Source organism: Microbacterium sp. PA5, assembly GCF_049860775.1.
In the GTDB taxonomy this organism is placed as follows: domain Bacteria; phylum Actinomycetota; class Actinomycetes; order Actinomycetales; family Microbacteriaceae; genus Microbacterium.
Window position 1 is genome coordinate 1794656 of sequence record NZ_CP187567.1, and the last position, 23938, is coordinate 1818593.

The window sequence follows — 23938 nt, forward strand, 5'->3', positions numbered from 1 at the left end:
TCTCCCAGGAACGACCCGTCGACCGGCCCGGTTCACTCGCAGCCGGGCAGGGCGTCCAGATCGCCGCCGTCGCGCAGCGTCTCGAGCACCGTGAGCGCGTCGTCGAGCGTCGCCACGGAGAACACGCGCAGCCCTGACGGAACGTGCCCCACGACCTCGTCGCAGTTGCTCTCGGGCGCGAGGAAGTAGTCCGCCCCGGCGTCGACGGCGCCGTAGAGCTTCTGCCGGATGCCGCCGATCGGTCCCACGGTGCCGGCCGAGTCGATCGTCCCGGTGCCCGCGATGTCCTCGCCGCCGTTGAGTTCCCCCTCGCTGAGGGTGTCGATGATGCCCAGCGCGAACATCATGCCCGCACTCGGGCCGCCGACGTTGTCGAGCTGGATGGTGACGTCGATCGGGAAGACGTAGTCGTGGAGCGTGGTCACGCCGATGAGCCAGAGCGTCTGACCATCGACGTCGGCCTGGCGCGGCGTCACCTCGACCGTCTCCTCGCGTCCGTTCCGCTCGATGACCAGGGAGACCGGCGATCCGCCGCCCTCGTTGATGACCGCGCGCAGCGCCTCGGTGTCGGCGATGTCGACGCCGCCGGCCTGCCGGATGATGTCATCGGGTTCGAGGATCCCCTGCGCCGCCGAGTCCTCCGTCAGCGCATAGACGCGCACCATCGGCTGCACGTCGTAGCCGAGCTCGGTCAGCGCGGCGGCGGTGGCCTCCTTCTGGGAGTCCACCATCATGGCGGCGCTCTGCTCGTTGCGCTCCTCGGTGGTCTGATCGGGCGGGAAGACGTCCTCGATCGGCAGCACGGCGCGCGAGGGATCGAACCAGGCCATGGCCAGCTCGAACCACGACGGCGTGCGGTCGCGGTTGCCGACCACCTGCACCGTCAGGAGGTCCAGCGACCCCGCCGTCGGGAACGTCTCGGCGCCCGACACGGAGATCAGGGGCACCTCGGCACCGTCGGCGTCCTTCGCCGTGCCGAGCGTGTTGAACACCGGGCCGGGCTGCTGCACGACGAACGACGTCGGCAGGACCGTCAGCGCCAGCAGCGCGAGCAGCGCGACGGTGAGGGCCCAGATGCCGGCGACCGTCGAGCGCGGCAGTCGTCGACGGGGAGCGGGCACGACGTCGTCGCGCTCATCGAACAGTGCCACGTCAGACCTTCCTGGCCGGACGTTCGCGGCCGGCGTACACGAGACGCCCTCGAGCCGGACGGGCGTCGAACACGTGCGACTAGCGTAGAACGCGATGTCATCATCCTGCTGAAAGGCGCCTGACATGACCGACGACGACCGACCCGATCCCGACGACTTCGCCGAGCTGCTGCGCAACCTCCTCGGCGGCCAGGGCGGTTTCCCGAGCGGACCGGGCGGCATCGATCCCGCCCAGTTCGAGCAGCTGCGCGGCCTCGGTCTGGACCCGGCGATGATGCAGCAGGTCATCCGACAGCTCCAGGGCGCGTTCGCCGCCGGCGGCGACGGGGGGATCGACTGGGCCGCTGCGCGCACGCAGGCCCTCCACCTGGCCAACAAGGACGGTCTGGGCATCTCGAGCGGCGACCGGCAGGACTTCGATCACGCCTTCGCGCTGGCCACCCTGTGGCTGAGCGAGGCGACGACCATCTCGGAACTGGCCACCGCGCCGCGCGCTCTGACGCGAGGACAGTGGGTGGAAGCGACGCTGCCCGTCTGGCAGGAGCTCGCCGAGCCGGTGGCGACCTCCATCGCCGACGCGATGACCGAGGCCATCGGCACGCAGCTCCCCGAGGAGATGAAGGACATGGCCGCCGGCGCCGGGCGGCTCATGCGCACGGTGGGCGGCTCGCTGTTCGCCGCGCAGCTGGGCGCCGTGGTCGGCGCCCTCTCGCAGGAGGTCGTGTCCGGCGGCGACGTCGGGATCCCGCTCCTGCCCGACGGCGAGGCGGCGATCCTGCCGCAGAACTTCGCCGACTTCGGGCGCGACCTCGAGATCGACGACGAGCAGCTCGCTCTCTACCTGGCCACGCGCGAGCTCGCCCACGCGCGCCTGTTCCGCCACGCCAAATGGCTGCGACTGCATGTGATCTCGCAGGTCACGGAGTTCGCGCGGGGCCTGCACGTCGACACCGACGCGCTCGAGGAGCTCGCCTCGCGGTTCGACCCGTCCTCGCCCGAGGAGCTGCGCCAGGCCCTCGAGTCCGGAGCACTGCTGCCCGCACGATCCGAGGCCCAGACGGCGGCCCTGACGCGCCTCGAGAACCTGCTCGCGACCATCGAGGGCTGGGTCGACGTCGTGACCGCGGACGCCACCGAGCGGCTTCCCGCCGCCGACCGCATCGCCGAGGCGGTCCGGCGCCGCCGGGCCGTGGGCGGTCCCGCGGAGCGGGCCATGGGCTCGCTCGTCGGCCTCGAACTGCGTCCGCGCCGACTGCGCGAGGCGGCCGCGATGTGGCGCGCGGTGACCGACGCGGTGGGCACGGCCGGGCGCGACGGACTGTGGGACTATCCCGACCTCATGCCCTCGGCCGAGGACATCGACGACCCGGCCGCGCTCATCGCGCGGCTGCAGGCGGCCGCGCGCGGAGACGCGCCCGAGCGCGACGCCATGGACGACGCCCTCGACGCCCTGCTGGCCGCGGCAGCCGACGGATCCGAGGGGCTCTCCCCCGACTCCCCCGCCGGACCGGAAGGCGACGCGCAGACGGACGACGGAACGGACGCGCCGGAGGACCCCCGCCCGGTCTGAGCGTGGGCCGCCGCTGCGGCTCCTCCCCACGACCGCCGGTCCCGCCCGGTCTCCGCCTGCTGTGGACAGTCGGCCCGGCGGGTTCGGGCGACCCGCAGAATCGGGCCATGCTGCGGCTCGCCCCCTCTCACGTGCCCCTGTGGCGCACGCCGACCTCGGTGCAGTTCGGCGCCGACGCCGTCGCGCGGATCGACGACGTCACGCCGTGGCAGGAGCGGCTGATCGATGCGCTCCAGTCGGGGGTGCCCGATGCGATGGTGGGGCGTCTCGCGGCCGGGTTGGGCGCCGCCCCCCGCGACGTGGAGCGGTTCCTCGACGACATCCGTCCGGCTCTCATCTCCCGGGCCGAGGCCGGTCCCGATGTGGTGCTGGAGCTGCCGCCGGACTTCGACCGGCTCGAGGCCGCGACGCTCGAGGAGGCGCTGCGCGACGCGGGAGTGCGCGTCGCGGCCGTCCGTCGCTGGCCGACCGACGACCACCGCCTTCCCGTCGCCGTCGTCGCCCACCGGCTGGTGGACCCCCGGCGGGCCGCGCAGCTCGCCTCGGCCGACGTCACCCACCTGCCCATCGAGCTGTCGGGCGACCGCGTCGACATCGGACCGCTCGTCGTCCCCGGCCGCACCGGCTGCCTCGCCTGCCTGCATGCCCACCGGCGGGAGGCGGACGCGGGATGGCCGCTGCTGGCCGCACAGCTGCTGGCGAGACCGCCGCTGCCCACCGAGCCCGCGCTCCTGCTCGAAGCGGCGCTCCTGGCCGCCCGTCTGCTGCGCACTCCGGCGCAGACGTCGTCGATGTCCGTGTCGGTCAGCGCCGCGAGCGCCCGGCGGAGGTGGCGCGCCCATCGGCCGCACGCACGGTGCCTGTGCCGATCTCCTGAAGGAACCGCGACCGCTGACGCTCTCGGTGACCGCTCGTCTGCGACCACGACAGCGACAGCGTACGCGCGGCCCGCGTGACCCCCACGTAGGCCAGTCTCCGCTCCTCGTCGATCTCCGTGAAGCTCGTGGCGTACGAGATCGGCAGAAGCCCTTCGGACATGCCGGCCAGGTGCACGTGGTCCCACTCGAGCCCCTTGGCGGCGTGGAGCGTCGCCAGCGTCACGGTGCGCAGCGCGAGCTCGTGCTGGTCCTTCGCGCGGGCCAGCAGGGTGTCGGTGAAGCGGCGGAGGGTCATGTCGGCGGGGGCGTCCTCGGCCAGCCGCAGCAGAGCGGCGCGCGCCTCCCACGCCTCCCGCAGCGCGCCGCCCGCCGGCGGCGGCTCATCGGTGAGGCCGAGGGAGCGCAGCACATCGCGGACGGCGGCGACGAAGCCGCTGTCGGTGGGTGCGACGGACGCGCCGCGGAGGGCGAGGAGCGCCTGGCGGACCTCGGGGAGATCGAAGAACCGCGTGCCGCCGAGCACCGTCGCGGGGATCCCGCGCGCGGCGAGAGCCGACAGCAGTGCCGCGGACTGCGCATTGGCGCGATACAGCACGGCGATGTCGCTCGGATCGGCCCCGGCCGACAGCTGCGCGGCGATCCGGCCGGCGATCCCCTGCGCCTCCGTCGCGTCGTCGGCGTACGCCGTGACGACCGGAGTCTCGCCGCGCGCGGCGTCCGAGTGGAGATGGAGTGCGCCCGGCCTGCCGCGCATGAGCTCGTTGGCCACGTCGAGGATCGCCGGATCCGAGCGGTAGTTGCGCTCCAGCCTCACGACCTTCGCGTCGGCGTAGCGCTCCTCGAAGCCGAGCAGGAAGCGCGGATCGGCGCCGGCGAAGGAGTACACGGTCTGGCTGGCGTCGCCGACCACGCACAGGTCGCGGCGGTCGCCGAGCCAGAGCTCGAGCAGCCGGTTCTGCAGCGGCGACACGTCCTGGAACTCGTCCACCGTGAAGTGCCGGTACTGCTCGCGCACCTGCGCGGCCACCCGCGGCTCGGATTCGAGCATGCCCGCGCAGGCCAGCAGCACGTCCTCGAAGTCGAGCTGGCGCCGCTCGTCCTTGATCTTCTCGTACGCCCGCTGGAGGTCGGCCATCGCCTGCACGTCCACGCGCCCGATCGCATCGGGGCGGTCTCGCGCCGCCTGCTCGATGGAGCGCATCGTGACCTTGCGCCATTCGATCCGGGCGGCCACATCGCGCAGGGTCGCGCCGTCCAGGTGGAGCCCGAGCGCGTCGGCGGCCTGCCCCAGCACCCGGACCTTGCCGGAGAGGATGGTGGGCGCCGTGTCGCCGGCGACCTGCGGCCAGAAGTGGTTCAGCTGGGCCAGTGCGGCGGCGTGGAACGTCCGCGCCGCGACGCCCTCGACTCCCAGCGCGCGCAGCCGGCCGCGCATCTCGCCCGCGGCCTTCGCGGTGAACGTGACCGCCATGACGCGCGTGGGCGAGTAGGCCCCCGTGTCGACGCCGTGCGCGATGCGGTGCGTGATCACCCGCGTCTTCCCCGTCCCCGCGCCCGCCAGCACGCAGACCGGGCCCCGCAGGACGGACGCGGCCTCCCGCTGCGCCTCGTCGAGGGCGTCGAGGGGGTCGCGGACGTCGAGAGGGTCGCCGCTCACGCCTCGACCCAGTCGCGGATGAGCCGGTGGGCGATCGACGCGCGTCCGGGGAGGCGGACCTCGCCCTCGCCGGCGAAGGCGGCGACGAGTTCGGCCCGGGTGAACCACCTGACGTCGACGATCTCCTCGCCGTCGGGGCGCGCACGGTCCGGGTCGGCGGCGACGGCGTGGAAGCCGAGCATGAGCGAGCGCGGGTACGGCCAGGACTGAGAGCCCCGGTACCGCAGGTCGGTGAGGTGCACGCCCGCCTCCTCCTCGATCTCCCGCAGTATCGCCGATTCGAGGGACTCCCCCGCCTCGACGAACCCCGCGAAGGTCGAGTACATGTTGCGCTCCGCCCACATGGCGTTCTTGCCGAGCAGCAGGCGTTCGCCGGGCTCGTCGGTGACCGCGACGATCACCGCCGGATCGGTGCGCGGGAAGTGCTCGCGTCCGCACACCGTGCACGAGCGCGCCCAGCCGCCCGATCGCAGCGTGGTCGTCCCGCCGCAGCGAGGGCAGTAGGCGGAGTCGATCAGCCAGCGGCCGAGAGCGAGCGCGCCGACGAAGAGGGCGGCCTGCTCTGCGGGGAGGTCGCCGCCGACGACGCGCAGCGAGCCCCACGTCGACGCGGCGACCGGTGCGTCCGCCTCGGCGTCGACGGCCGCGACGAGCACCGCCGTGCCGTCGGTCGTGCGGCCGAGGAAGGCCCAGACGGCTCCGGCACCGACCTCGGCGGGGGCGGACAAGGCGAGCGTCCCGTCCTCGGACAGGGGCGCGGTGTCGCCGCGCACGACGAGGACCCGGGTGTCGGAGCGGCCCCGGAGGCGCTCGACGATCCCCGGCTCGGCGCGCTCGTCGGCCGCGCGGTCGAAGCTCGCGCGTGCCAGCGGGGGCAGCTTCGGGGCGTCCGTCGGCGTCATCGAGGACCTCTCTTGCGGGCGTGGCGCGAAGGCACCGGGACGTGCCCCGCCTACCCTGGGGGGCATGGCACGCTCACCTCTCACTCTAGCCGCGTCGGTGACGGCCGCCCTTCCTCGCGCGGGAGTCGTGGGCGTCGCCTCGTTGACCGAAGGCGCCGCCGGACGCTACGACAGCGCCCTCGCCGCGCTCGACGACGGCCGCCGCGTGGTGGTCCGCGTGCCCGTCGACGCCGACGCCGACCGCGACCTGCGCGCCGAGGCTCGCGCCCTCGCCGCTCTCACCGCCGGCGTGCGGGCGGTGGTGCCGTTCACTGCTCCCGTCGTCCTCGGCGACACGGTCCTCGGCGGCAGCGCCGTCGTCGTGCAGACCTGGCTGCCGGGATACCGGGTCGATGCGGCGCAGGTCCCTCCCGGACCGGGCGTGGCGACCGCGCTCGGCGCCGCGATCGCGACCGTCCACGACCTGCCGGCCTCCGTCGTCCGCGACGCCGGGCTCCCGGTGCTCGACGCGACCCGAGTGCGCGCCGAGGCCGAGCGACTGCTCGATCGCGCCGAGGCCACCGGCCTTCTCCCCTTCGGCCTGCTGCGCCGCTGGAGCGCGGCGATCGCCGCCGACGCGCTCTGGCACTTCGAGACGACGGTGATCCTCGGCGGCGTCGACCCCGCCTCGTTCCTCTTCGAGGACGACGCCGAGGGCGCCCCCACGATCACGGGTCTGCTTCACTGGGGCGGACTCGCCGTCGGCGACCCCGCCGTCGACCTGCGCTGGCTCGCCTCCGGACCCGATGCCCGCGTCGACGTGCTCGACGCCTACGCCGAGGCGTCGCACCGCGCCGTCGACGGCGCCCTGTGGGAGCGGGCGCGCCTCCACGCCGAGCTGGAGTTCGCATCGTGGCTCGTGCACGGGCACGCCGAAGGCGCGGACGGCGTCGTCGCCGACGCGGTCGCGCTGCTCGACGCCCTCGACGAGAGCGTGCGCGATGCGCCGCCCCTCGCGCAGGAGGCCGTCACCGTCGACGACGCCATCGCCGCGTTCGGACGGGTGCCCGAGGCCGCGGCCGTGGACACCTCGATGCAGACCGACACCTACGACGCCGAGGCGCTCGGGGAGTACACGAGCGATCACCCGGCCGAGGCGGCGACGAGCGGCACCGGCGTCACGGAGGAGGAGACCGCTCCGATCGAGCTGTCCGAGTGGTCGCCGCACCTCCCCCCGGAGCACGCCGACGCCGACGACCCCGACCAGGCGGCGCGCAACGCGCTCCGGCGCTGGACCGAGACGGCCTGACCGCAGCACACCGGCGCGCGCAGGCGCGGCGGCGTCAGCCTCGGAGAACGAGGTCGTCGGCGACGTAGTACAGGACGACGTCGATGCTCTCCAGCGGCGTCCCGTGCTTGCGGTGGTACGCCTGCCGGTACAGCTCGAGCTGCAGCATCCGCTCCTCCCGCTCCGCGGCGGTGCGGGGCGGGCGTCCCGTCTTCCAGTCGACGATCTCGATCCGCCCCTCGCGCTCGTACACGGCGTCGAGCTTGCAGATCACGATGTGGGGGCGGCCGTCCGGCAGCAGGTCGTCGGCGGTGAAGTCGATCTCGGTCTCGACGGCGATCGGCTGCAGGCCGGCCCATTCCGAGGCGAGGAAGCGCTCCTTCAGCGCGGCGAGCGCTGCGGTGTCCGCGCCCGCCATCGCGACCGACTCGTCCTCCTGCTCCCACAGGCCGTCGTCGTCGGAGGCGCCCGCGCCGCTGATCCCCGAGCGCTGCTCGACCCACGCGTGGAAGAGCGTGCCCAGCCGCGTCTGCCGATAGGGCCTCTCCGGCAGCGGGCGCGCCGCAGCCGCGGCGGCAGCGGCGTAATCCCCCGCGAACTCCTTGAACCGCGACGCCGGGATCCGCGTCGGCGCGACCGGCGCCGGGCCCGACCGCCGCGCCTCCCGCTCCGCCAGGAGCAGTGCCAGATCGCGCGACGGTTCGGCCGGGGGCCGCCGGGCGGCCGCGCGCACGGCGGCGGCGGCCTCCTCGACCCGTCTCCGACGCTCCCCCAGCGGATCGAGCGGCCACGACAGGAGGCGACGCTCATCGAGGTACGGATCCTCACCCGGGTCGCCGTCGGCATCGAGAACGAGGTCGAGCGCGGCCGCGATCTCGCGGAGGAACGGGCTGGCCGCCCTCGGCGCGCGCGTACCGGACCACGCGGCACCGGTCAGGAGCAGATGATCGCGGGCGCGCGTGACGGCCACGTACGCGAGCCGGCGCTCCTCCTCGAGGCGGCGCTCCTCCAGCGCCTGCTTGAAGGCCAGGAGCTCGTCACGGAGATCCTGCTGGGTGGGAGCGTCGTCGGCTCCCCACCGCAGACGCGGCAGCCAGTCGCGGTCGCCGCGGAACGGATACGGGAGCACGCCGAAGCGCAGCCAGCCGAGACCGTCCCGCGCCTTGGCCGGCAGTTCCTCCTCGACGGCGCGGACGACGGCCACGGCGTCCCACTCCAGACCCTTGGATCCGTGGATCGTCAGGAGCTGCACGACGTCGTCCTCGGGCGGCTCGGTGCGGGGCGCGAACTCGTCCAGTCGTTCGGCGCGGTCCAGCCACGCGAGCAGCGCGGAGAGGGATCCGGAGTCGTCGGTGGCGAGGAAGCCCTGCAGCTCGTCCACGAACGCACGCAGCTGATCGCCGGCGATGCGCGCCGGACCGCGCGACTCGTTCGCGGCCAGCTCGATGTCCAGCCGGAGCTCGATCTCGATCAGTCGCACCAGATCGGGCACCGGGATGCCCACCGCGCGTCGGAGGCCCGCGAACACGGCGGCGGCCTCGCGGAGCCGGGCGCGGCCGGCGTCGCTGAACCCCGTCAGCCAGCCGTGGTCGGCCGGCTGACGAAGCACGAAGTCGAGGGCGTCGACGAGCGAGGCGGACTCGTCGCCCGCGCGGCGCATGCGGTCGGCGACGTTCGCGTCGAGCTGCTGCAGGGCGGTGTCGTGACGAGCGATCCGCCGCGCGAGGGCCGCCAGCGCGCGAAGATCGGCGAGACCGATCGCCCATCGCGGCCCCGACAGGAGCCGGATGAGCGCGGATCCCGCGGTGGGATCGCTGATGACCCGCAGCGCCGAGACCACGTCGACGACCTCGGGCGTGGACAGCAGGCCCCCGAGCCCCAGGATGCGGTGCGGGATGCCGCGGCGCGCGAGAGCGTCGGCGAAGCGCACCATGTGCTTCTTCGCACGGAACAGCACCGCACCGGTGGTCCCCCGTCCCTCGGCGGCACGCTCGGTGCGCACGCGCGCGAACCACTCGGCGACGCGCTCCGCCTCGCCGTCGGCGTCGGTGTCGTAGCCGACGTCGACCCGGCCCCGCGGCGCCTGCGGGCGGGCCCGCAGCTCGCCCACCGTGACCTGCGACCGCGTCGCCAGCGGCTCGAGCACCGCGTTCGCGGCGGCCAGGACCGACTCGCTGTTGCGCCAGCTCGTCAGCAGCGCGAAGGTCTCGCTGTCGCCCGCCGGAGCGAACGCCGCCGCGAATCCGCCCAGGTTGCCCGCGCTCGCGCCCCGCCATCCGTAGATCGACTGATGCGGATCGCCCACCGCCATGACCGCCGTCCCCGCGAACACCTCGGCCAGCAGGTCGCTCTGAACCACCGACGTGTCCTGGTACTCGTCCAGGAGGACGACGCGGTAGCGGCTGCGCAGCTCCCCGGCCACCGACGGATGGCCGCGGACGATCTCGAGCGCTCCGGCGACCTGGTCGGAGAAGTCGATCACGCCGCGCCGCCGCTTCTGCTCGGCGTACTCGCGGGCGAGCGAGGTGAGGACGCCGAGGCCGTCGATCGCCGCGAGCGCCTTGTTCACGTCGGCGTAGACGCCCTGGCCCTGCCGGCGGGAGGGCCGCTCCCGCACCTGCGCGAGGGTCTCCGGGAAGGCGGCGAGCAGGTCGAGGTCCACCAGGTTGTCGGCGGCATCGCGAGCGATCCGCAGGGCGGCGTCGATGATCGTCGAGGGCCGGTACTCGATGCCCTCCAGACGCGGGTCGTCCGCATCGTGCACGACCCGGCGCATGAGCAGCCACGCCGCCGACTCGCTCAGCACCACGGCCTCGGCGTCGCGGCCCACGCGGACGGCGTTCTCGCGCACGATCGCGTCGGCGAAGCTGTTGTACGTGGCGACCGTCGGGCGGTGGAGCATCGCGTCGGCGGGGGCCTCGGCGGCGGGAGCCCCTGCCGCCAGGGCGTCCAGCGCGGCGCGGCGCGCACTCTCCGGCGCGCCCGCCTGCTCCATCCGGGCGAAGACGTCGAGGGCACCGGCTGCATGCAGCTCGGCGAGGCGGGGAAGCAGCCCGCGCTGCTCGAACTCCGCCAGCCGCTGGAGCCTGCGCTGGATGCGCTCGGCCAGCTCACCCGCCGCCTTGCGGGTGAAGGTGAGGCCGAGCACCTCCTCCCGCCGCACCAGACCGTTCGCGACCAGCCAGACCACGCGCCCGGCCATGGTCTCGGTCTTCCCGCTGCCCGCGCCGGCGACCACCAGCGCGGGCGCCAGCGGTGCGGCGATGACCGCGGCCTGCTCCTCGGTGGGCGGGAACTGTCCCAGGGCGGCGGCGACCGCATAAGGCGAGAGGAGCGCGCGGGTGCCGTCGGTCACGTGGAGCTCACCGCCCCGACCGTGTGGATCCGGCAGAGGCCGTGCGTGTGGTCGTCCCGGCAGTGCGCCTCGTAGGGGGCGAGGAACTCGCGCCCGCCCATCACCTGCACCGCCTGCTGGATGCGGGTCAGGAACGCGCCGCGCGTCTCGTCGTCGAAGGGCTGCTGCGCGGGCGTCGCATAGGGCGCGTTGCGCGTCTGCCGGAGGACCAGGAGCTTGGCGCCTCCCGCGGGCAGTCCCGCCGCGGCGGGGATCGCCCCCCGCTCGTGGGCGAGCTGGTACGCGCTCAGCTGGGGGTTGCCGGTGGCCGCCGCCGTCCCGGTGGCCTGGGAGCGGCCGGTCTTGAGGTCCACGATCACGACCGTGCCCTCGGCGGTGAGCTCCACGCGGTCGACCGTGCCGCTGATGACGGCGGGAAGGCCGGCGCCCTCGACGGGGACCTCGAGCTCGAAGTGCGGCTCCGCGCTCAGCAGGCGCGTTCCGGCGGCCTGCACGTCGCGCAGGTAGCGTCCGAGGCGCGACACGAGGTCGCGGGCTCGCACGCGCTCGGCGCGCTCGATCCAGGCCGCCTCGAACTCCAGCTCGCCCCACCGCTCCTCCACGGTCGCCCAGAGGGCCTCCTCGTCGGCGCCCTCCGCATGCTCGAGCGCGGCGTGGATCAGGGTGCCCAGGCCCGCCGTCACGGTGCCGGAGTCACCGCCCAGGTCGCCGATCACCCAGTTCAGCTGGCACTCGTCGATCGACTCGAGCTTGGACGGCGAGACGCGGGCCTGTTCGGTGCCGAGGTCGTAGAGCGGCGTGTCGGTCGACACCGGCGCGATCCCGTACCAGTGCTCGGGTGGCGCCCCCGCCACTCCCGCGGCCGCCAGCAGCGCCAGCTGCTCGGCAGCCTCCTGCCGCACGGGCGGCGGGACGCGGTCGGCGGTGAGGCTGCGGCGATGCTGTGCGACGAGACCGCGCAGCGACAGCGGGTGCTCGGCCGACCGCGGGGCCGGCTGGGCCGGCGGCAGGAGCTCGAACAGCACGCTCGGACCGGTGTCGTCGTCGTCGACCGCCGTGACGACGACGCGGCTGCGTGCCCGCGAGACCGCCCGCGCGAACAGCCGCAGTTCGTCGTGGAGCACCGCGCGGCGCCGATCGACGGTCGCCGGATCCACGCCTTCGTCGAGTCCGAGCCGCCAGGTCTCCAGGAGGCTCCCGCGCACCCGCAGGTTCGGCCAGACGCCGTCCTGCACGCCGGCGACCACCACGGTGTCGAACTCGGCGCCGAGAGCGCCGGCCGGCGTCATCACGCGGACCGCGTCGTGCGGCACGGGGGCGCTCAAGCGGTCCTCGGCGACGTCCGAGTCCAGGACGCCGCGGACGAACGCGAGCGCCGACGTGCCGTCCTCGCGCTCACCGTGCCGCTTGGCCGCCTGGAAGAGCGCCACGACCGCGTCGAGATCCCTGCCTGCCTGGTCGGCGAGCGGGCCATGGCCGCGCGCGGCCTCCTGCCATGCGCGCTCGCGTCCCGAGCGCTCCCACGCGGTCCACAGCAGCTCGTGCGCCGTCGCACCCTCCGCGAGCTGGCTGCGCAGCGCCTCGAGCGTCTGGGCCACCCGCGCCGCGCGGCGTCCCTCACGGGTGTCGAGCAGCTCGAAGTCGAGCGGATGCCGCATCGCCGACAGCAGGAGCTCCCGCGCCGGGGAATCGTCGGGATCCTCGCGACGGAGTGCGGCGTGACGCAGCGCGGTGCGCAGGCGACGAAGCTCCACCGTGTCCATCCCGGCCCCGCGCAGCGCCTCGACGACCGCGTCCGCCTCCCACTGCCGCGGATCCTCCGCGGCGAGCTCGACCATCCGCAGCAGGTCGCGCACGGCGGCCGACGAGGCCAGCGTGCGCGTCGGCCCGGTCGCCCCGGTGGGCACCTCGCGCGCCGCGAGCTCGTCCTCGAGCGCCGCGACCTGCCGCGCGTCGTGGGCGATGACGGCGCACTGGGCCCACGGGATGCCGTCGTGCACGTGCCGCTCGCGCAGCAGGCGGGCGATCGTGTCGTACTCCTCGCCGGCCGACCGGAGCGCGTGCACGCGCACCGATCCGTCCGGATCGGCCCCGCTCGGCCGCCGTCTATGGGACACGACGCCACCGGCCCCGATGCGCGAGGTCACCTCGGCGACGAGGTCGAGCTGCGACGGTGTGCCGCGGTGCGAGCCGGTGAGCACGTGCACCTCGCCCGCCGAGGCCAGGCGGGCGAAGTTCTCGGGGGAAGCCCCCCGGAAGGCGCCGGAGCCCACATCGGGGTCGCCGAACGCGAGCACCGCGACGCCGCGGGCGCGCAGCGCCTCCAGCAGCTCGACTCCGCCGCTCGTGAGCTCCTGCGCGTCGTCGACCAGCACCACGCGCAGCGAGGCCAGCGGACCCAGCTCGCGCGCACCCTCGGGGAGCGCCCGCAGCAGCGAGACCGCCTCGCGCACCAGCCCGGCCGCGTCGCGGTGCGCACCGCGCATCCGCGCACGGACGTCGTGGTACTCCCGGGCGAAGGAGGCCATCGACGCCCACACCTCCACGCCCTCGCGCTCGGCGCGCGTCGCGAGCATCGGCGGGTCGATGCCGAGCGTGGTCATCTCCGCCAGGAAGGCGCGCACCTCCGCGCGGAAGCCCCGGGCGGCGCGGACATCGGCCGGGAGCCACGCCGGCCATCGCGACGCCCCCTCCGCCTCGTCCTCCGCGTCGCCGGCCAGCAGATCCTGGATGATGCCGTCCTCGTCCGGACCCGTGAGGAGCTGAGGCGGATCGGCGTCGGCGCTCACGCGGACGCTGCGCACGACCTGGAACGCCAGAGCGGCCACCGACTTCGCCAGCGGGCCCGCGGTCGCCACCCCCACGGCCAGCGCGAGCTCGTCGCGCAGCGCCGTCGCCGCGGGCCGCGTCGGCGTGAGGACGACCAGCTCCTCGGGCGACAGTCCGCCGCCGATCAGCGCCGCCACCCTCGCGAGGATGACCGAGCTCTTGCCCGATCCGGCAGCGCCGACCACGACGCCCGAGGCGTCCGCCGGCAGCGCGATCACCGTGCGCTGGGCGTCGTCGGAGACCAGAGCGGGAGACGGCGGCATACGCTCCACGCTAGCCGCCGCGCCCGACACCCGAGGGTGTCGTAGAGTCGGAGTGGCGCGCGAGATCGCACGCCGGAAAGGCAGTCACCCGTGGAGATCCGCATCGGCCTCGCGAACAGCCCCCGCGAGCTCAGCTTCGAATCCGAAGAGGCGGCCGACGCCGTCAAGAAGGCCGTCACCGACGCTCTCGAGTCCGGCACCGGCCACCTGTCCTTCACCGACGCGAAGGGCAACTCCTACGTCGTCCCCACCGCCGCGATCACCTTCGTCGAGGTCGGCACCGACCACTCGCGCCGCGTCGGCTTCGTCGCCTGACATGCAGATCATCATCGCGCTGGTGTTCGGCGCCGGCGTGGGCGGGCTGCTGCACTACCTGCAGCCCGGGCGGGACGTGCGCGGTGCGGCGCTCGCACCCGTCGTCGGCGCGTTCGCCGGTGCGTTCGTGTGGATGGTGCTGACCTGGCTCGGCGTCACCACGCTGAGCCCCTGGCTGTGGCTCGTCTCGTTCGCGGCCCCGCTGGTCGTCGTCCCGGTCCTTCTCGTCGTGCTGACGCGTCTGCGCGCCTCGCACGATGCGCGCGAGCGCGTGCGTCTCGGCATCGCCTGACGCAACCCGCGCGACGCCCTCACCGAGCCGACACGCCGCGTGCGAGCCGACACGGTACGACGCGCACCGAGCTTGTCGGCTCGCGCGGATCTTGTCGGCCCGGCACCGTACCGCCGGCACCGTGCAAGCCGGACGGCGCGGGATCAGGCGTCGAGGCCCATGGCGGCCATGCGACGCGAGTGCGCGCCGAGCAGCTCGGTGAACACCGGCTCCACGCGCTTCTCCTCGGCGGCGTCGAGGGACTGCGGGCGCAGCGCGCCGCGCGCGATCAGCAGCGTGTCGCCGACCAGCCGCCGGCCCCACAGCGCCAGCAGCGACCGCCATTCGGCGTCGGCGGCGATGGCGTCGGTGACGATCCCGACAAGTGCATCCCGCTCGTCATCGCGGTCCAGGATGCCGGCGACGCGCCGTCCGGTCGCCCCGTAGCTGGCGGACAGCGCCCGGTAGAAGTCGTCGAGCATGCCCGCGGTGATGTGCACCGACAGCATCGTCTCCAGCGGGCGGGCGCCGTGCGTGGCGCGACGGAACGCGTCGAGGGGCTCCCGGAAGGGCAGCATGAGGTCGAGCGGATCCTGACCGCGCTCGCGGATCAGGTCGAGCAGCGCGCGGTGCTTGAGGAGCGCCGATCCGGCGGCGAGGGTGAGCGACTCCTTCTGCGTCAGGTCGGGCGTCGGGGCGATGAGCTCGCTCAGCGTCTCGAAGTAGCCGAGCTGCAGATACGCCGCCTGCCCGAGGAAGGTGTCGACCTCGGGCGCGAGCTCCTCGAAGTCCACGCGCGACACGTCGCCGTGATCGCCCCGGGAGCGCACCTTCAGCGTGCGCTCGGGAGCGCGTCCGCGTTGCCAGAACCACCTCACCACGGGTACAGCCTAGGGCGCCCCGCCGCGGCGCGCGGGGACGCCTCGCGAGGCCTCGCGGGGGCGCTGGGCTAGGCTGGGTGCGTCCCGGCGTCGGATCGGGACCCCGCGCCTGTGGCTGAGTGAAGGGCGTGGACCTCATCACCCGGCGGCTTCTCACCGCCAGACAGGCATGGAAACGTGACGACTTTCGCGGACCTCGGAGTCGATCAGGACATCGTCGACGCCCTCACCACCAAGGGCATCGTGGACGCGTTCCCGATCCAGGAGCAGACGATCCCCCTCGGACTGCCCGGTCAGGACATCATCGGTCAGGCCAAGACGGGCACCGGCAAGACCTTCGGCTTCGGCATCCCCGTCGTCCAGCGTCTCGGACTCGACCCCGCGCCCGGGGTCAAGGCCCTCATCGTCGTGCCCACGCGCGAGCTCGCCGTCCAGGTCTACGAGGACATGGACATGCTCACCTCCAACCGCTCGACGAGCGTCGTCGCCATCTACGGCGGCAAGGCGTACGAGGGCCAGATCGATCAGCTCAAGGCGGGCGCGCAGATCGTCGTCGGAACCCCCGGGCGCCTCATCGATCTGAACAACCAGCGCCTCCTCGACCTGTCGAACGCGACCGAGGTCGTCCTCGACGAGGCCGACAAGATGCTCGACCTCGGCTTCCTGCCCGACATCGAGAAGATCTTCACCAAGGTCGCGCAGGTCCGCCACACCCAGCTGTTCTCGGCCACCATGCCCGGGCCCATCGTCGCGCTCGCGCGACGGTTCATGTCCAACCCCATCCACATCCGCGCCACCGACCCGGACGAGGGCCTCACCCAGGCCAACATCCGCCACCTCGTGTACCGCGCGCACTCGCTGGACAAGGACGAGGTCATCGCCCGCATCCTGCAGGCCGAGGGCCGCGGCAAGACCGTGGTGTTCACCCGCACCAAGCGCGCGGCGCAGCGCCTCGTCGACGAGCTGAACGATCGCGGATTCAACGCGGGCGCGGTGCACGGCGACATGAGCCAGGAGTCGCGCGAGCGCTCGATGGCGGCGTTCAAGGCCGGCAAGAAGGACATCCTGATCGCCACCGACGTGGCCGCCCGCGGCATCGACGTCGACGACGTCACGCACGTCATCAACCACACCATCCCCGACGACGAGAAGACGTACCTCCACCGCGCGGGCCGCACCGGTCGCGCCGGCAAGACCGGCATCGCGGTCACCTTCGTCGACTGGGAGGACCTGCACAAGTGGGCCCTCATCAACCGGGCGCTGGAGTTCGGTCAGCCCGAGCCCGTCGAGACCTACTCCTCGAGTCCTCACCTGTTCGAGGACCTCGACATCCCCGCCGGCACGCGCGGGCGCATCACGACCGCTCCGCGGACGCAGACTGTGCGCACCCAGCAGCCGGCGCGCGCGGCCGACGCCGCCGCCGGCGACACGACCGAGGGCGGCAGCCGTCGCCGTCGCCGTCGCCGCACCGCGTCCGGCGAGGGTCGCGTCGGCGCGACGTTCACCGAGGGTGCCGCCGACACCGGCGCCGGCGCGGGCTCGACCGACGGCGGCAGCGACCGCTCGGCCGACGGCGCCGGCACCCACGACGGTGCCGGCAAGGAGCACCACGACGGCAAGCCCGCCCCGGCGCGCCGCCGTCGGCGTCGTCGCGGCGGCTCCGGCTCAGGCGTCCCCGTCGCCGGCGCCTGACTCCGGCTCGGTCGACGGCGTCCGTCGCCGATCGTCCTTGACCGCTCGCGGCGGGTACACCCATGTGACCATCACCACGGAGATGATCATGAGCAGGAACCACGAGCCGAGCTTCGACGGCGACACGGGCTGCCAGCCGTCCAGCTGGTCGGGGTAGAGCCACGCCCCGGCGCCGGTGCCGATGTTCTCCGCGAGGTAGATGAACAGCGCCACCCCGGCGAAGGCCGCCAGCACCGGGATCCGGATCACCCGGCGCCAGACCCGCGCGTGCATGATCGTCGGCAGCCACAGCGCGATCACCGCCGCGAACAGGAGCACGCGCGCGTCCCACCAGAAGTGGTGCGTGAAGAAGTTGGCGTACACGGCGATCGCGACCACGGTCGTCGCCCAGACGGGCGGATAGCGACGGAAACCCAGGTCGAACAGCCGGTGCACCCGCACGAGGTAGGAGCCCACGGCGGCGTACATGAACCCGCTGAACAGCGGCACTCCCCCGATGCGCAGGATGCCGTCGGCGGCATACGTCCACGACCCGGCGTCGGTCTTGAACACCTCCATGGCGGTGCCGGCGATGTGGAAGAGCACTATCACCCACAGCTCGCGCCCCGTCTCGAGGCGGAAGGACACCATCGCGACCTGGATGAGGACCGCCGCGACGGTGAGGGCGTCGTTGGGCGCGACCGCGGCGTCGTCGGGCCACCAGACGCGCACCACGACGATCACCACGAGCAGGCTCGCACCGAACACGCACGCCCAGGCCTGCTTGACGACGAAGACGGCGAACTCCACGAGGCCCGCGCGCAGCCCGCGCGCCGGTGCCCGCGCGAGCAGCCGGTGCGCGGCAGCGTCGAGGCGGCGCTCGAGCGGGGTCGGCTGCTGCATCCTCCGACCGTAGCCGCCGCGCCGCCTCTGCGTCGCCGGCGTCAGGGGTAGACGGGGGCGCTCCCGCTTCCGAGCGCGATGAGCCGGGCCACCATGTCGTCGGCGGTCGTGTTCTCGCCGGGCAGGTTCGGCTTGCCGAGTCCGTGGTAGTCGCTCGAGCCGGTGATGAGCAGATCTCGCCGCTCGACCAGGGTCCGCAGGCGGGACAGCGCGGGCTCCTGGTTCTCCCGGTGCCCCAGCTCGTACCCGGCCAGTCCCGCGGCCAGCATCTGATCGGTGAGGCGTGCCGGCAGCAGCCCCGCGCGGCCGGCGGGATGCGCGACGACCGCGACGCCGCCCGCCGCCGTGACGGCGGCGACAGCGGTGACGGGGTCGGGGGCGTAGAGGGCGATGTAGTAGTCGCTGGCCGGGTGGAGGATCCCGGCGAACGCCTCACCGCGGTCGCGCACGAATCCCTTGGCCACGAGCGCGTCGGCGATGTGGGGTCGCCCCACGGTCGCCCCGGTGGCGGTCTGGGCGACGATGTCGTCCCAGTGCAGGTCGTAATCGCGCGAGATGCGGTCCGCCATGCTGCGGGCACGGCTGAGGCGCGAGTCGCGGATCCGGTCGGTGAGGGCGCGCAGCACCGCGTCGTCCGGATCGAACAGGTAGGCGAGCACGTGCACGCTCCGCCACTCGTGGCGCGCCGAGAGCTCCATCCCCGGGATGAAGGTCATGCCGAGCGACGTCGCCGCCTCGGCCGCCTCCGCCCACCCGGCCGTGGTGTCGTGATCGGTGAGGGCCACCGTGCGGAGCCCATGGCGGTGCGCAGCGGCCATGACCTTGGCCGGGGGCTCCGTGCCGTCGGAGTGGTCGGAGTGCAGGTGGAGGTCGCTCGGGCCGACGAACCGCCGACCGTCCGATCCCCGTCCCGGGACCCGGCGCTGAACGTCCGACGGCATCCTCCGAGCGTACCGCGATGCCGCGAACTCTCAGCCTGCTGACATAGAGTCGGCGGCGTGCTGCGGTTGCTCGGGATCCTCGTGACGGTGGTGTTCGCGATCGCGGCGGCACTCGTCACCTGGCCCCAGTTCTTCCGCCTCGAGCGCACCTTCCCCCTGGCCCAGATCGTCTCGCTGCGCGGCGCCCTCGCCCTCGCCTTCGGACTGATCGCCCTGCTCGCGCTGCTGCTCTGCATGGCCCGCACCGCCCGTGCCTTCGCCGCCTCGCTGCTGGCGATCGCCCTGGTCGCCGGCGGCGCGAACGCCGCGATCCTCCTCTCGCGCGGCACGGGATCGTCCGCCCTGCCCGAGCGCACCGAGCAGTCCCTGCGCGTCATGACCTGGAACACCGCGGGCGCCGCCGCCGACCCGGCGGTCATCGCGCGCACCGCCGTCGCGATGCAGGCCGACATCGTCGCCCTCCCCGAGACGACGATCGAGACCGGCGAGGAGGTCGCCGTCGCGATGCGCGAGATGGGCCACCCGATGTGGGCCCATCACGAGGACTTCGGCGAGCGAGAGGACTACCCCGACTGGGACGCCAACTCCACCACTCTCCTCATCTCGCCGGATCTCGGCGACTACGCCGTGGTGGAGTCGACCTCGGCCGGCACCACCAACACGTCGGCGGTGCCGAGCGTGGTCGCGATGCCCATCGACGGCACGGGCCCGATCGTGGTCGCCGTGCACGCCGTCGCGCCGCGGCAGGACGCGATGGCCGCGTGGCGCGCCGATCTGCAGTGGATCGCCGACCAGTGCGCCGCGGACGACGTCATCCTCGCCGGGGACTTCAACGCGACCGTCGACCACATGGACCGCCTGGGCGTCGACGGCGGGACGATCGGGCGCTGCCGCGACGCCGCGAGCGCGACCGGAAGCGGTGCGGTCGGCACCTGGTCGGCGACGTGGCCGCCTCTTCTGGGGACGCCGATCGATCATGTGATGGCCACCGAGGCATGGACCCCGGCGGCGTCGGTCGTGCTCACCACCCTCGATGACGCGGGCAGCGACCACCGGCCGCTCATCGTCCAGTACGAGCGCGCCGAGCGCTGACCGCCGGCCCTCGGGTCACGTGCTCGGGGCGGGAGCGGCCGTGAAGTGCGAGACTGGATCACATGAGCACGAGCGACAGCGACACCATCGCCGACACCCCCTCGGACGCGGCAACCGCCGAGCCCCAGCAGGCCGCCGAGCCCCAGCCGACCGCCGAGCCTCAGCCGACCGCTGAGCCTCAGGAGAACGCCAACCGCAAGCAGCCGTTCCCGCAGGGCTTCCTCGACACCATCTCGACCGGCTGGGCCGAGCGCCCGAGCACCACACCGGTCGAGCGCGCGCAGGCGCCGTACGCCGCCGCGCGCCGCCGCGCGGTCTCCGCCGAGTTCCCGGGGCGACGCCTCGTGATCCCCGCGGGCTCCCTCAAGCAGCGCTCCAACGACACGGACTACCCGTTCCGCGCGCACTCGGCGTTCGCCCACCTCACCGGCTGGGCCGCCGACGCCGTCCCCGATTCGATCCTCGTGTTCGACCCGACCGACGACGGGCACGACGCCACGGTGTACCTCCGCGAGCGCGCCGACCGGACGACGGCGGAGTTCTACGCCGATGCGTCGGTGGGCGAGTTCTGGATCGGCCCCCGCCCCGCGCTGGAAGGCGTGGCGAGCGATCTCGGCATCGCGACCGCGCACCTCGACGACTTCGCGGCCCATGACGACGACGTCGTGCTCGACGAGGACGCCGAGCTCGCCCGCTTCGTCTCCGAGCTCCGGCTCGTCAAGGACGCGTACGAGATCGAGCAGATGCGCCTCGCCGTCGACGTCACCGCACGGGGCTTCGACGACATCGTCGCCGACCTCCCGCGGATCATCGCCACGCCGCGCGGCGAGCGCGCGGTGGAAGGCGTCTTCCACCACCGCGCCCGCGTGGAGGGGAACGGCGAGGGCTACGACACGATCGCCGCCTCCGGGCCGCACGCGTGCTACCTGCACTGGACGCGCAACGACGGCCCTGTCGTCCCGGGCGACCTCATCCTCATCGACGCCGGGGTCGAGGTCGACAGCCTGTACACGGCCGACATCACGCGCACGCTGCCGGTGTCGGGCACCTTCACGCCGATCCAGCGCACGATCTACGAGACGGTCCGCGAGGCGGCCGACGCCGCGTTCGCCGCCGCGCGCCCCGGGGTCACCTTCCGGTCCGTGCACGAGGCGGCGATGAAGGTCATCGCCGCGCGCGTCGCCGAGTGGGGGCTGCTCCCGGTCAGCGCCGAGGAGGCGCTGGATGCGACCTCCGGCGGACAGCACCGGCGCTACATGGTGCACGGCACCAGCCACCACCTGGGCATCGACGTCCACGACTGCGCCCAGGCGCGGCGCGAGATGTACTACGACGGTCTGCTGGAACCCGGCATGGTCTTCACGATCGAGCCCGGTCTGTACTTCCAGATCGACGATCTGACGGTGCCCGAGGAGTACCGCGGCATCGGCGTGCGCATCGAGGACGACATCCTCATGACCGAGGACGGGCCGGTCAACCTCTCCGCAGGGATCCCCCGCACCGCCGACGACGTCGAGGCGTGGATCGCCCGGCTGACCGCGTGAGCTACACCGCGCCGGCAGCCTTCACGACCCGCCCGCAGCTGGAGGGCTCGCACGGCTTCGCCGCCTCGACGCACTGGCTCGCCACCGGTGCCGCTCAGGCCGTCCTCGAGCGCGGCGGGAACGCGTTCGACGCCGTCGTGGCCGGCGGGTTCGTCCTGCACGTGGTGGAGCCGCACCTGAACGGTCCCGGCGGCGACCTCGTCGGGATCTTCCAGGCGGCCGGGGCGCCGGATCCGATCGTCCTCATGGGTCAGGGTCCCGCTCCCGCCGGGGCGACGATCGAGCACTTCCGCGCAGAGGGCCTGGATCTCGTCCCGGGCGCGGGGGGCCTCGCCGCGGCGATCCCCGCGGCCGTCGACGCCTGGCTGCTGCTGCTGCGCGACCACGGCACGCTCGAGGTCGGCGACGTCCTCGCCGCCGCGAGCGGGTACGCCCGCGAGGGCCATCCCCTGCTCCCGGCGGCCGCCGCGACGATCGGACGCGTCGCGGACCTGTTCCGCCGGCACTGGCCGACGTCGGCGGACCTGTGGCTGCCAGGCGGCGAGGTTCCCCGCGCCGGCGACATCGTGCGCAACCCCGCGTACGCCGAGGTGCTCGAGACGCTGATCGCCGCGGGTACGGCCGGGCAGACGCGCGAGGAGCGCATCGACGCCGCCCGGGCGGCCTGGCGACGGACCCTGCACGACGCCGTCGACTTCCTCGCCGTCCCCCACCGCCACTCCTCCGGGACGGACCACGCCGCGGTGCTGACGGCCGGCGACGTGGACGGCTTCTCGGCAGGCTACGAGGACGCCGTGACCGCGACCTTCCGCGGCTTCACCGTCGCGAAGTCCGATGCGTGGGGACAGGGCCCCGCCCTGCTGCAGGCGCTGCGCATCCTCGAGCCGCTTCCGGATGAGCTCCTCGACCCGTCCACCGAGGAGGGCGCGCACACCGTCGTCGAGACCCTGAAGCTCGTGCTGGCCGACCGCGACGCGCACTTCGGCGACGGCGTCGACACCGCGCCCCTGCTCGCCGACGCCTACATCGCCGAGCGACGGGCGCTCCTCGGTGCGACGGCCTCGCGCGAGTGGCGGCCCGGATCCCCCGCGGGCGCCGCACCCCACCGCCCGCCGCTGCGTGAGGAGCAGGGCCGCACCGCCGGCACCGGCGAGCCGACCGTCGCGGTCTCGGGGCGCACCCGCGGCGACACCTGCCACATCGACGTCGTCGACCGCTGGGGCAACATCGTCGCCGTGACGCCCTCGGGCGGCTGGCTGCAGTCCTCGCCCACCGTCCCCGGACTCGGATTCTGCCTGGGCACGCGGCTGCAGATGTGCTGGCTCGATCCTGCCTCCCCCTCCGCGCTGCGGCCCGGCGCGCGCCCGCGCACGACCCTCACCCCGACGCTCGTCCTCCGCGACGGGGCGGCGGTGATGGCGCTCGGCACGCCCGGCGGCGATCAGCAGGACCAATGGCAGCTTCCGATGCTGCTGCGCATGCTCGTCGGCGGCTACACCGCGCAGCAGGCGATCGACGCGCCGACCCTCCACACGACCGCGATGATCGACTCGTTCTGGCCGCGCACGTGGAATCCGGCGGGCGTGGTCGCGGAGGACCGGCTCGGCGACGGCGTGCTCGACGGCCTCGCCGCGCGCGGGCACGACGTCGTCCGCGCGGGCGACTGGTCGCTCGGCCGGCTCTCCGCCGTCGGCATCGACGAGGTCCGCGGCGTGCTGTGGGCGGCCGCGAACGCGCGCGGGATGTCGGGGTACGCGGCCGGCCGCTGAGCGCGGCGCGCGCTCACGCGGAGGACAGCCGCCGGCCGAGCCAGGCGACGACGGGCGCCGCGAGGCGGGCGCCGACCTCCGCGGCCGGCCGCTTGGCGCCGGCGACCTCGAAGGAATGACCGCCGCCGTCGATCCAGAACACCTCGGCGTCGCGGCACGAGGCCACCACCTCGTCGAACTGCGTGAGGGGCTGGATGAACGGGTCCTTGGAGCCCTCGACGAACAGCTGAGGCGCGGCGATCGCCGGAAGGTGCGCCGCCCGCACCTTCAGCGGATCGCCGGGCGGATGCAGCGGGTAGCCGAGGTAGACGAGCGCCGACGGATCGATGCGGCCCTCGGACGCGGCCATCGACGCCATGCGGCCGCCGTACGACTTGCCGGCGGCGACGGCGGGGATCCCCGGCAGCTGCCGGCCGGTCTCGGCGAGGACGGCCTCCCACGTCGCGGCCGCGTGCGCTGCGGGACCGGGCATCCGCCGACCGGCCTCCACGTAGGGGAAGTTGAACCGCAGGCACGCGACCCCCGCCTCGCGCAGCGCGTCGGCGAAGCCCGCGAGGAACGGATGATCCATCCCCGCACCCGCACCGTGGGCGAGGGCGACGACCGCCGTCGGCGAGGCGGGGGCGCTCCACGCGATCGTGACCGTCGTCGCCCCGGCGGGGAGGGCGACGGGGATCGT

At 73.9% G+C, this 23938-nt stretch carries 17 protein-coding genes; 8 read left to right on the plus strand and 9 right to left on the minus strand.

The annotated features are described in order from the left end of the window. Positions 1–32: 32 nt before the first annotated feature. Complete coding sequence (locus ACPWUT_RS08455) at positions 33–1151, minus strand: YlbL family protein (RefSeq protein WP_425836507.1); 1119 nt, start codon at positions 1149–1151, stop codon at positions 33–35. 124 nt (positions 1152–1275) lie between these two features. On the opposite strand from ACPWUT_RS08455, the gene ACPWUT_RS08460 reads away from it, so the two are divergent. Then, positions 1276–2721 (plus strand): zinc-dependent metalloprotease, encoded by a 1446-nt coding sequence (locus tag ACPWUT_RS08460; RefSeq protein ID WP_284527539.1) that lies wholly within the window; start codon positions 1276–1278, stop codon positions 2719–2721. Between the two features lie 804 nt (positions 2722–3525). Here the strand turns inward: ACPWUT_RS08460 and ACPWUT_RS08465 are convergent. Further along, a complete protein-coding gene (locus ACPWUT_RS08465; RefSeq protein ID WP_425836511.1) occupies positions 3526–5256 on the minus strand; it encodes an ATP-dependent helicase in 1731 nt (576 codons plus the stop codon). Further along, on the minus strand, positions 5253–6158 hold the full coding sequence (gene nudC, locus ACPWUT_RS08470) for an NAD(+) diphosphatase (RefSeq protein ID WP_425836514.1): 906 nt from the start codon (positions 6156–6158) through the stop codon (positions 5253–5255). Before nudC ends, ACPWUT_RS08465 begins: the two co-directional genes overlap by 4 nt. Before the next feature lie 64 nt (positions 6159–6222). Here nudC and ACPWUT_RS08475 point away from each other — a divergent pair, with 64 nt between their 5' ends. Next, on the plus strand, positions 6223–7446 hold the full coding sequence (locus ACPWUT_RS08475; protein WP_425836517.1) for a phosphotransferase: 1224 nt from the start codon (positions 6223–6225) through the stop codon (positions 7444–7446). Positions 7447–7480: 34 nt separating this feature from the next. Here ACPWUT_RS08475 and ACPWUT_RS08480 read toward each other — a convergent pair whose 3' ends face one another. Next, a complete protein-coding gene (locus tag ACPWUT_RS08480) occupies positions 7481–10780 on the minus strand; it encodes an ATP-dependent DNA helicase (protein WP_425836520.1) in 3300 nt (1099 codons plus the stop codon). Next, positions 10777–13872: an ATP-dependent helicase gene (locus ACPWUT_RS08485; protein ID WP_425836523.1), complete on the minus strand. Its 3096-nt coding sequence runs from the start codon at positions 13870–13872 to the stop codon at positions 10777–10779. The genes ACPWUT_RS08480 and ACPWUT_RS08485 overlap by 4 nt, the downstream gene beginning before the upstream one ends. Positions 13873–13962: 90 nt before the next feature. Between ACPWUT_RS08485 and ACPWUT_RS08490 the strand changes: the two genes are divergently transcribed. After that, on the plus strand, positions 13963–14187 hold the full coding sequence (locus tag ACPWUT_RS08490; protein ID WP_284527545.1) for a DUF3107 domain-containing protein: 225 nt from the start codon (positions 13963–13965) through the stop codon (positions 14185–14187). 1 nt (position 14188) lies between these two features. Further along, positions 14189–14479, plus strand: a complete 291-nt coding sequence (locus ACPWUT_RS08495; protein WP_284527546.1) for a hypothetical protein — start codon at positions 14189–14191, stop codon at positions 14477–14479. Positions 14480–14622: 143 nt separating this feature from the next. Here ACPWUT_RS08495 and ACPWUT_RS08500 read toward each other — a convergent pair whose 3' ends face one another. Continuing rightward, positions 14623–15339 carry a ferritin-like fold-containing protein gene (locus ACPWUT_RS08500; protein ID WP_284527547.1) on the minus strand — a complete coding sequence of 239 codons (717 nt, stop codon included), beginning with the start codon at positions 15337–15339 and terminating at the stop codon, positions 14623–14625. 177 nt (positions 15340–15516) lie between these two features. Between ACPWUT_RS08500 and ACPWUT_RS08505 the strand changes: the two genes are divergently transcribed. Further along, complete coding sequence (locus ACPWUT_RS08505; protein WP_284527548.1) at positions 15517–17031, plus strand: DEAD/DEAH box helicase; 1515 nt, start codon at positions 15517–15519, stop codon at positions 17029–17031. Here ACPWUT_RS08505 and ACPWUT_RS08510 read toward each other — a convergent pair. Further along, positions 17005–17913: a DUF817 domain-containing protein gene (locus tag ACPWUT_RS08510; RefSeq protein WP_425836528.1), complete on the minus strand. Its 909-nt coding sequence runs from the start codon at positions 17911–17913 to the stop codon at positions 17005–17007. The genes ACPWUT_RS08505 and ACPWUT_RS08510 overlap by 27 nt on opposite strands. Before the next feature lie 41 nt (positions 17914–17954). After that, complete coding sequence (locus ACPWUT_RS08515) at positions 17955–18854, minus strand: PHP domain-containing protein (RefSeq protein WP_425836531.1); 900 nt, start codon at positions 18852–18854, stop codon at positions 17955–17957. A 57-nt stretch (positions 18855–18911) separates the two neighbouring features. Here ACPWUT_RS08515 and ACPWUT_RS08520 point away from each other — a divergent pair, with 57 nt between their 5' ends. The 3 genes from ACPWUT_RS08520 (at position 18912) to ACPWUT_RS08530 (ending at position 23259) form a co-directional block, all read left to right on the plus strand. Beyond that, positions 18912–19946 (plus strand): endonuclease/exonuclease/phosphatase family protein, encoded by a 1035-nt coding sequence (locus ACPWUT_RS08520; protein WP_425836533.1) that lies wholly within the window; start codon positions 18912–18914, stop codon positions 19944–19946. A gap of 62 nt (positions 19947–20008) precedes the next feature. Beyond that, the gene (locus ACPWUT_RS08525; RefSeq protein WP_425836535.1) at positions 20009–21490 is read left to right on the plus strand and encodes an aminopeptidase P family protein; all 1482 of its coding nucleotides are present in this window, start codon (positions 20009–20011) and stop codon (positions 21488–21490) included. Then, a complete protein-coding gene (locus ACPWUT_RS08530) occupies positions 21487–23259 on the plus strand; it encodes a gamma-glutamyltransferase family protein (RefSeq protein ID WP_425836537.1) in 1773 nt (590 codons plus the stop codon). The genes ACPWUT_RS08525 and ACPWUT_RS08530 overlap by 4 nt, the downstream gene beginning before the upstream one ends. A 13-nt stretch (positions 23260–23272) precedes the next feature. Here the strand turns inward: ACPWUT_RS08530 and ACPWUT_RS08535 are convergent, their stop codons facing one another. Then, positions 23273–23935: an alpha/beta family hydrolase gene (locus ACPWUT_RS08535; RefSeq protein ID WP_425842224.1), complete on the minus strand. Its 663-nt coding sequence runs from the start codon at positions 23933–23935 to the stop codon at positions 23273–23275. Positions 23936–23938: the final 3 nt, after the last annotated feature.

Excerpts from the sequence above, each read along its gene's own strand:
- ACPWUT_RS08460 (WP_284527539.1), top strand. The coding sequence starts at position 1,276 with ATGACCGACGACGACCGACCCGATCCCGACGACTTCGCCGAGCTGCTG.
- nudC (WP_425836514.1), bottom strand. The coding sequence starts at position 6,158 with ATGACGCCGACGGACGCCCCGAAGCTGCCCCCGCTGGCACGCGCGAGC.
- ACPWUT_RS08475 (WP_425836517.1), top strand. The coding sequence starts at position 6,223 with ATGGCACGCTCACCTCTCACTCTAGCCGCGTCGGTGACGGCCGCCCTT.
- ACPWUT_RS08485 (WP_425836523.1), bottom strand. The coding sequence starts at position 13,872 with ATGCCGCCGTCTCCCGCTCTGGTCTCCGACGACGCCCAGCGCACGGTG.
- ACPWUT_RS08495 (WP_284527546.1), top strand. The coding sequence starts at position 14,189 with ATGCAGATCATCATCGCGCTGGTGTTCGGCGCCGGCGTGGGCGGGCTG.
- ACPWUT_RS08510 (WP_425836528.1), bottom strand. The coding sequence starts at position 17,913 with ATGCAGCAGCCGACCCCGCTCGAGCGCCGCCTCGACGCTGCCGCGCAC.
- ACPWUT_RS08515 (WP_425836531.1), bottom strand. The coding sequence starts at position 18,854 with ATGCCGTCGGACGTTCAGCGCCGGGTCCCGGGACGGGGATCGGACGGT.
- ACPWUT_RS08525 (WP_425836535.1), top strand. The coding sequence starts at position 20,009 with ATGAGCACGAGCGACAGCGACACCATCGCCGACACCCCCTCGGACGCG.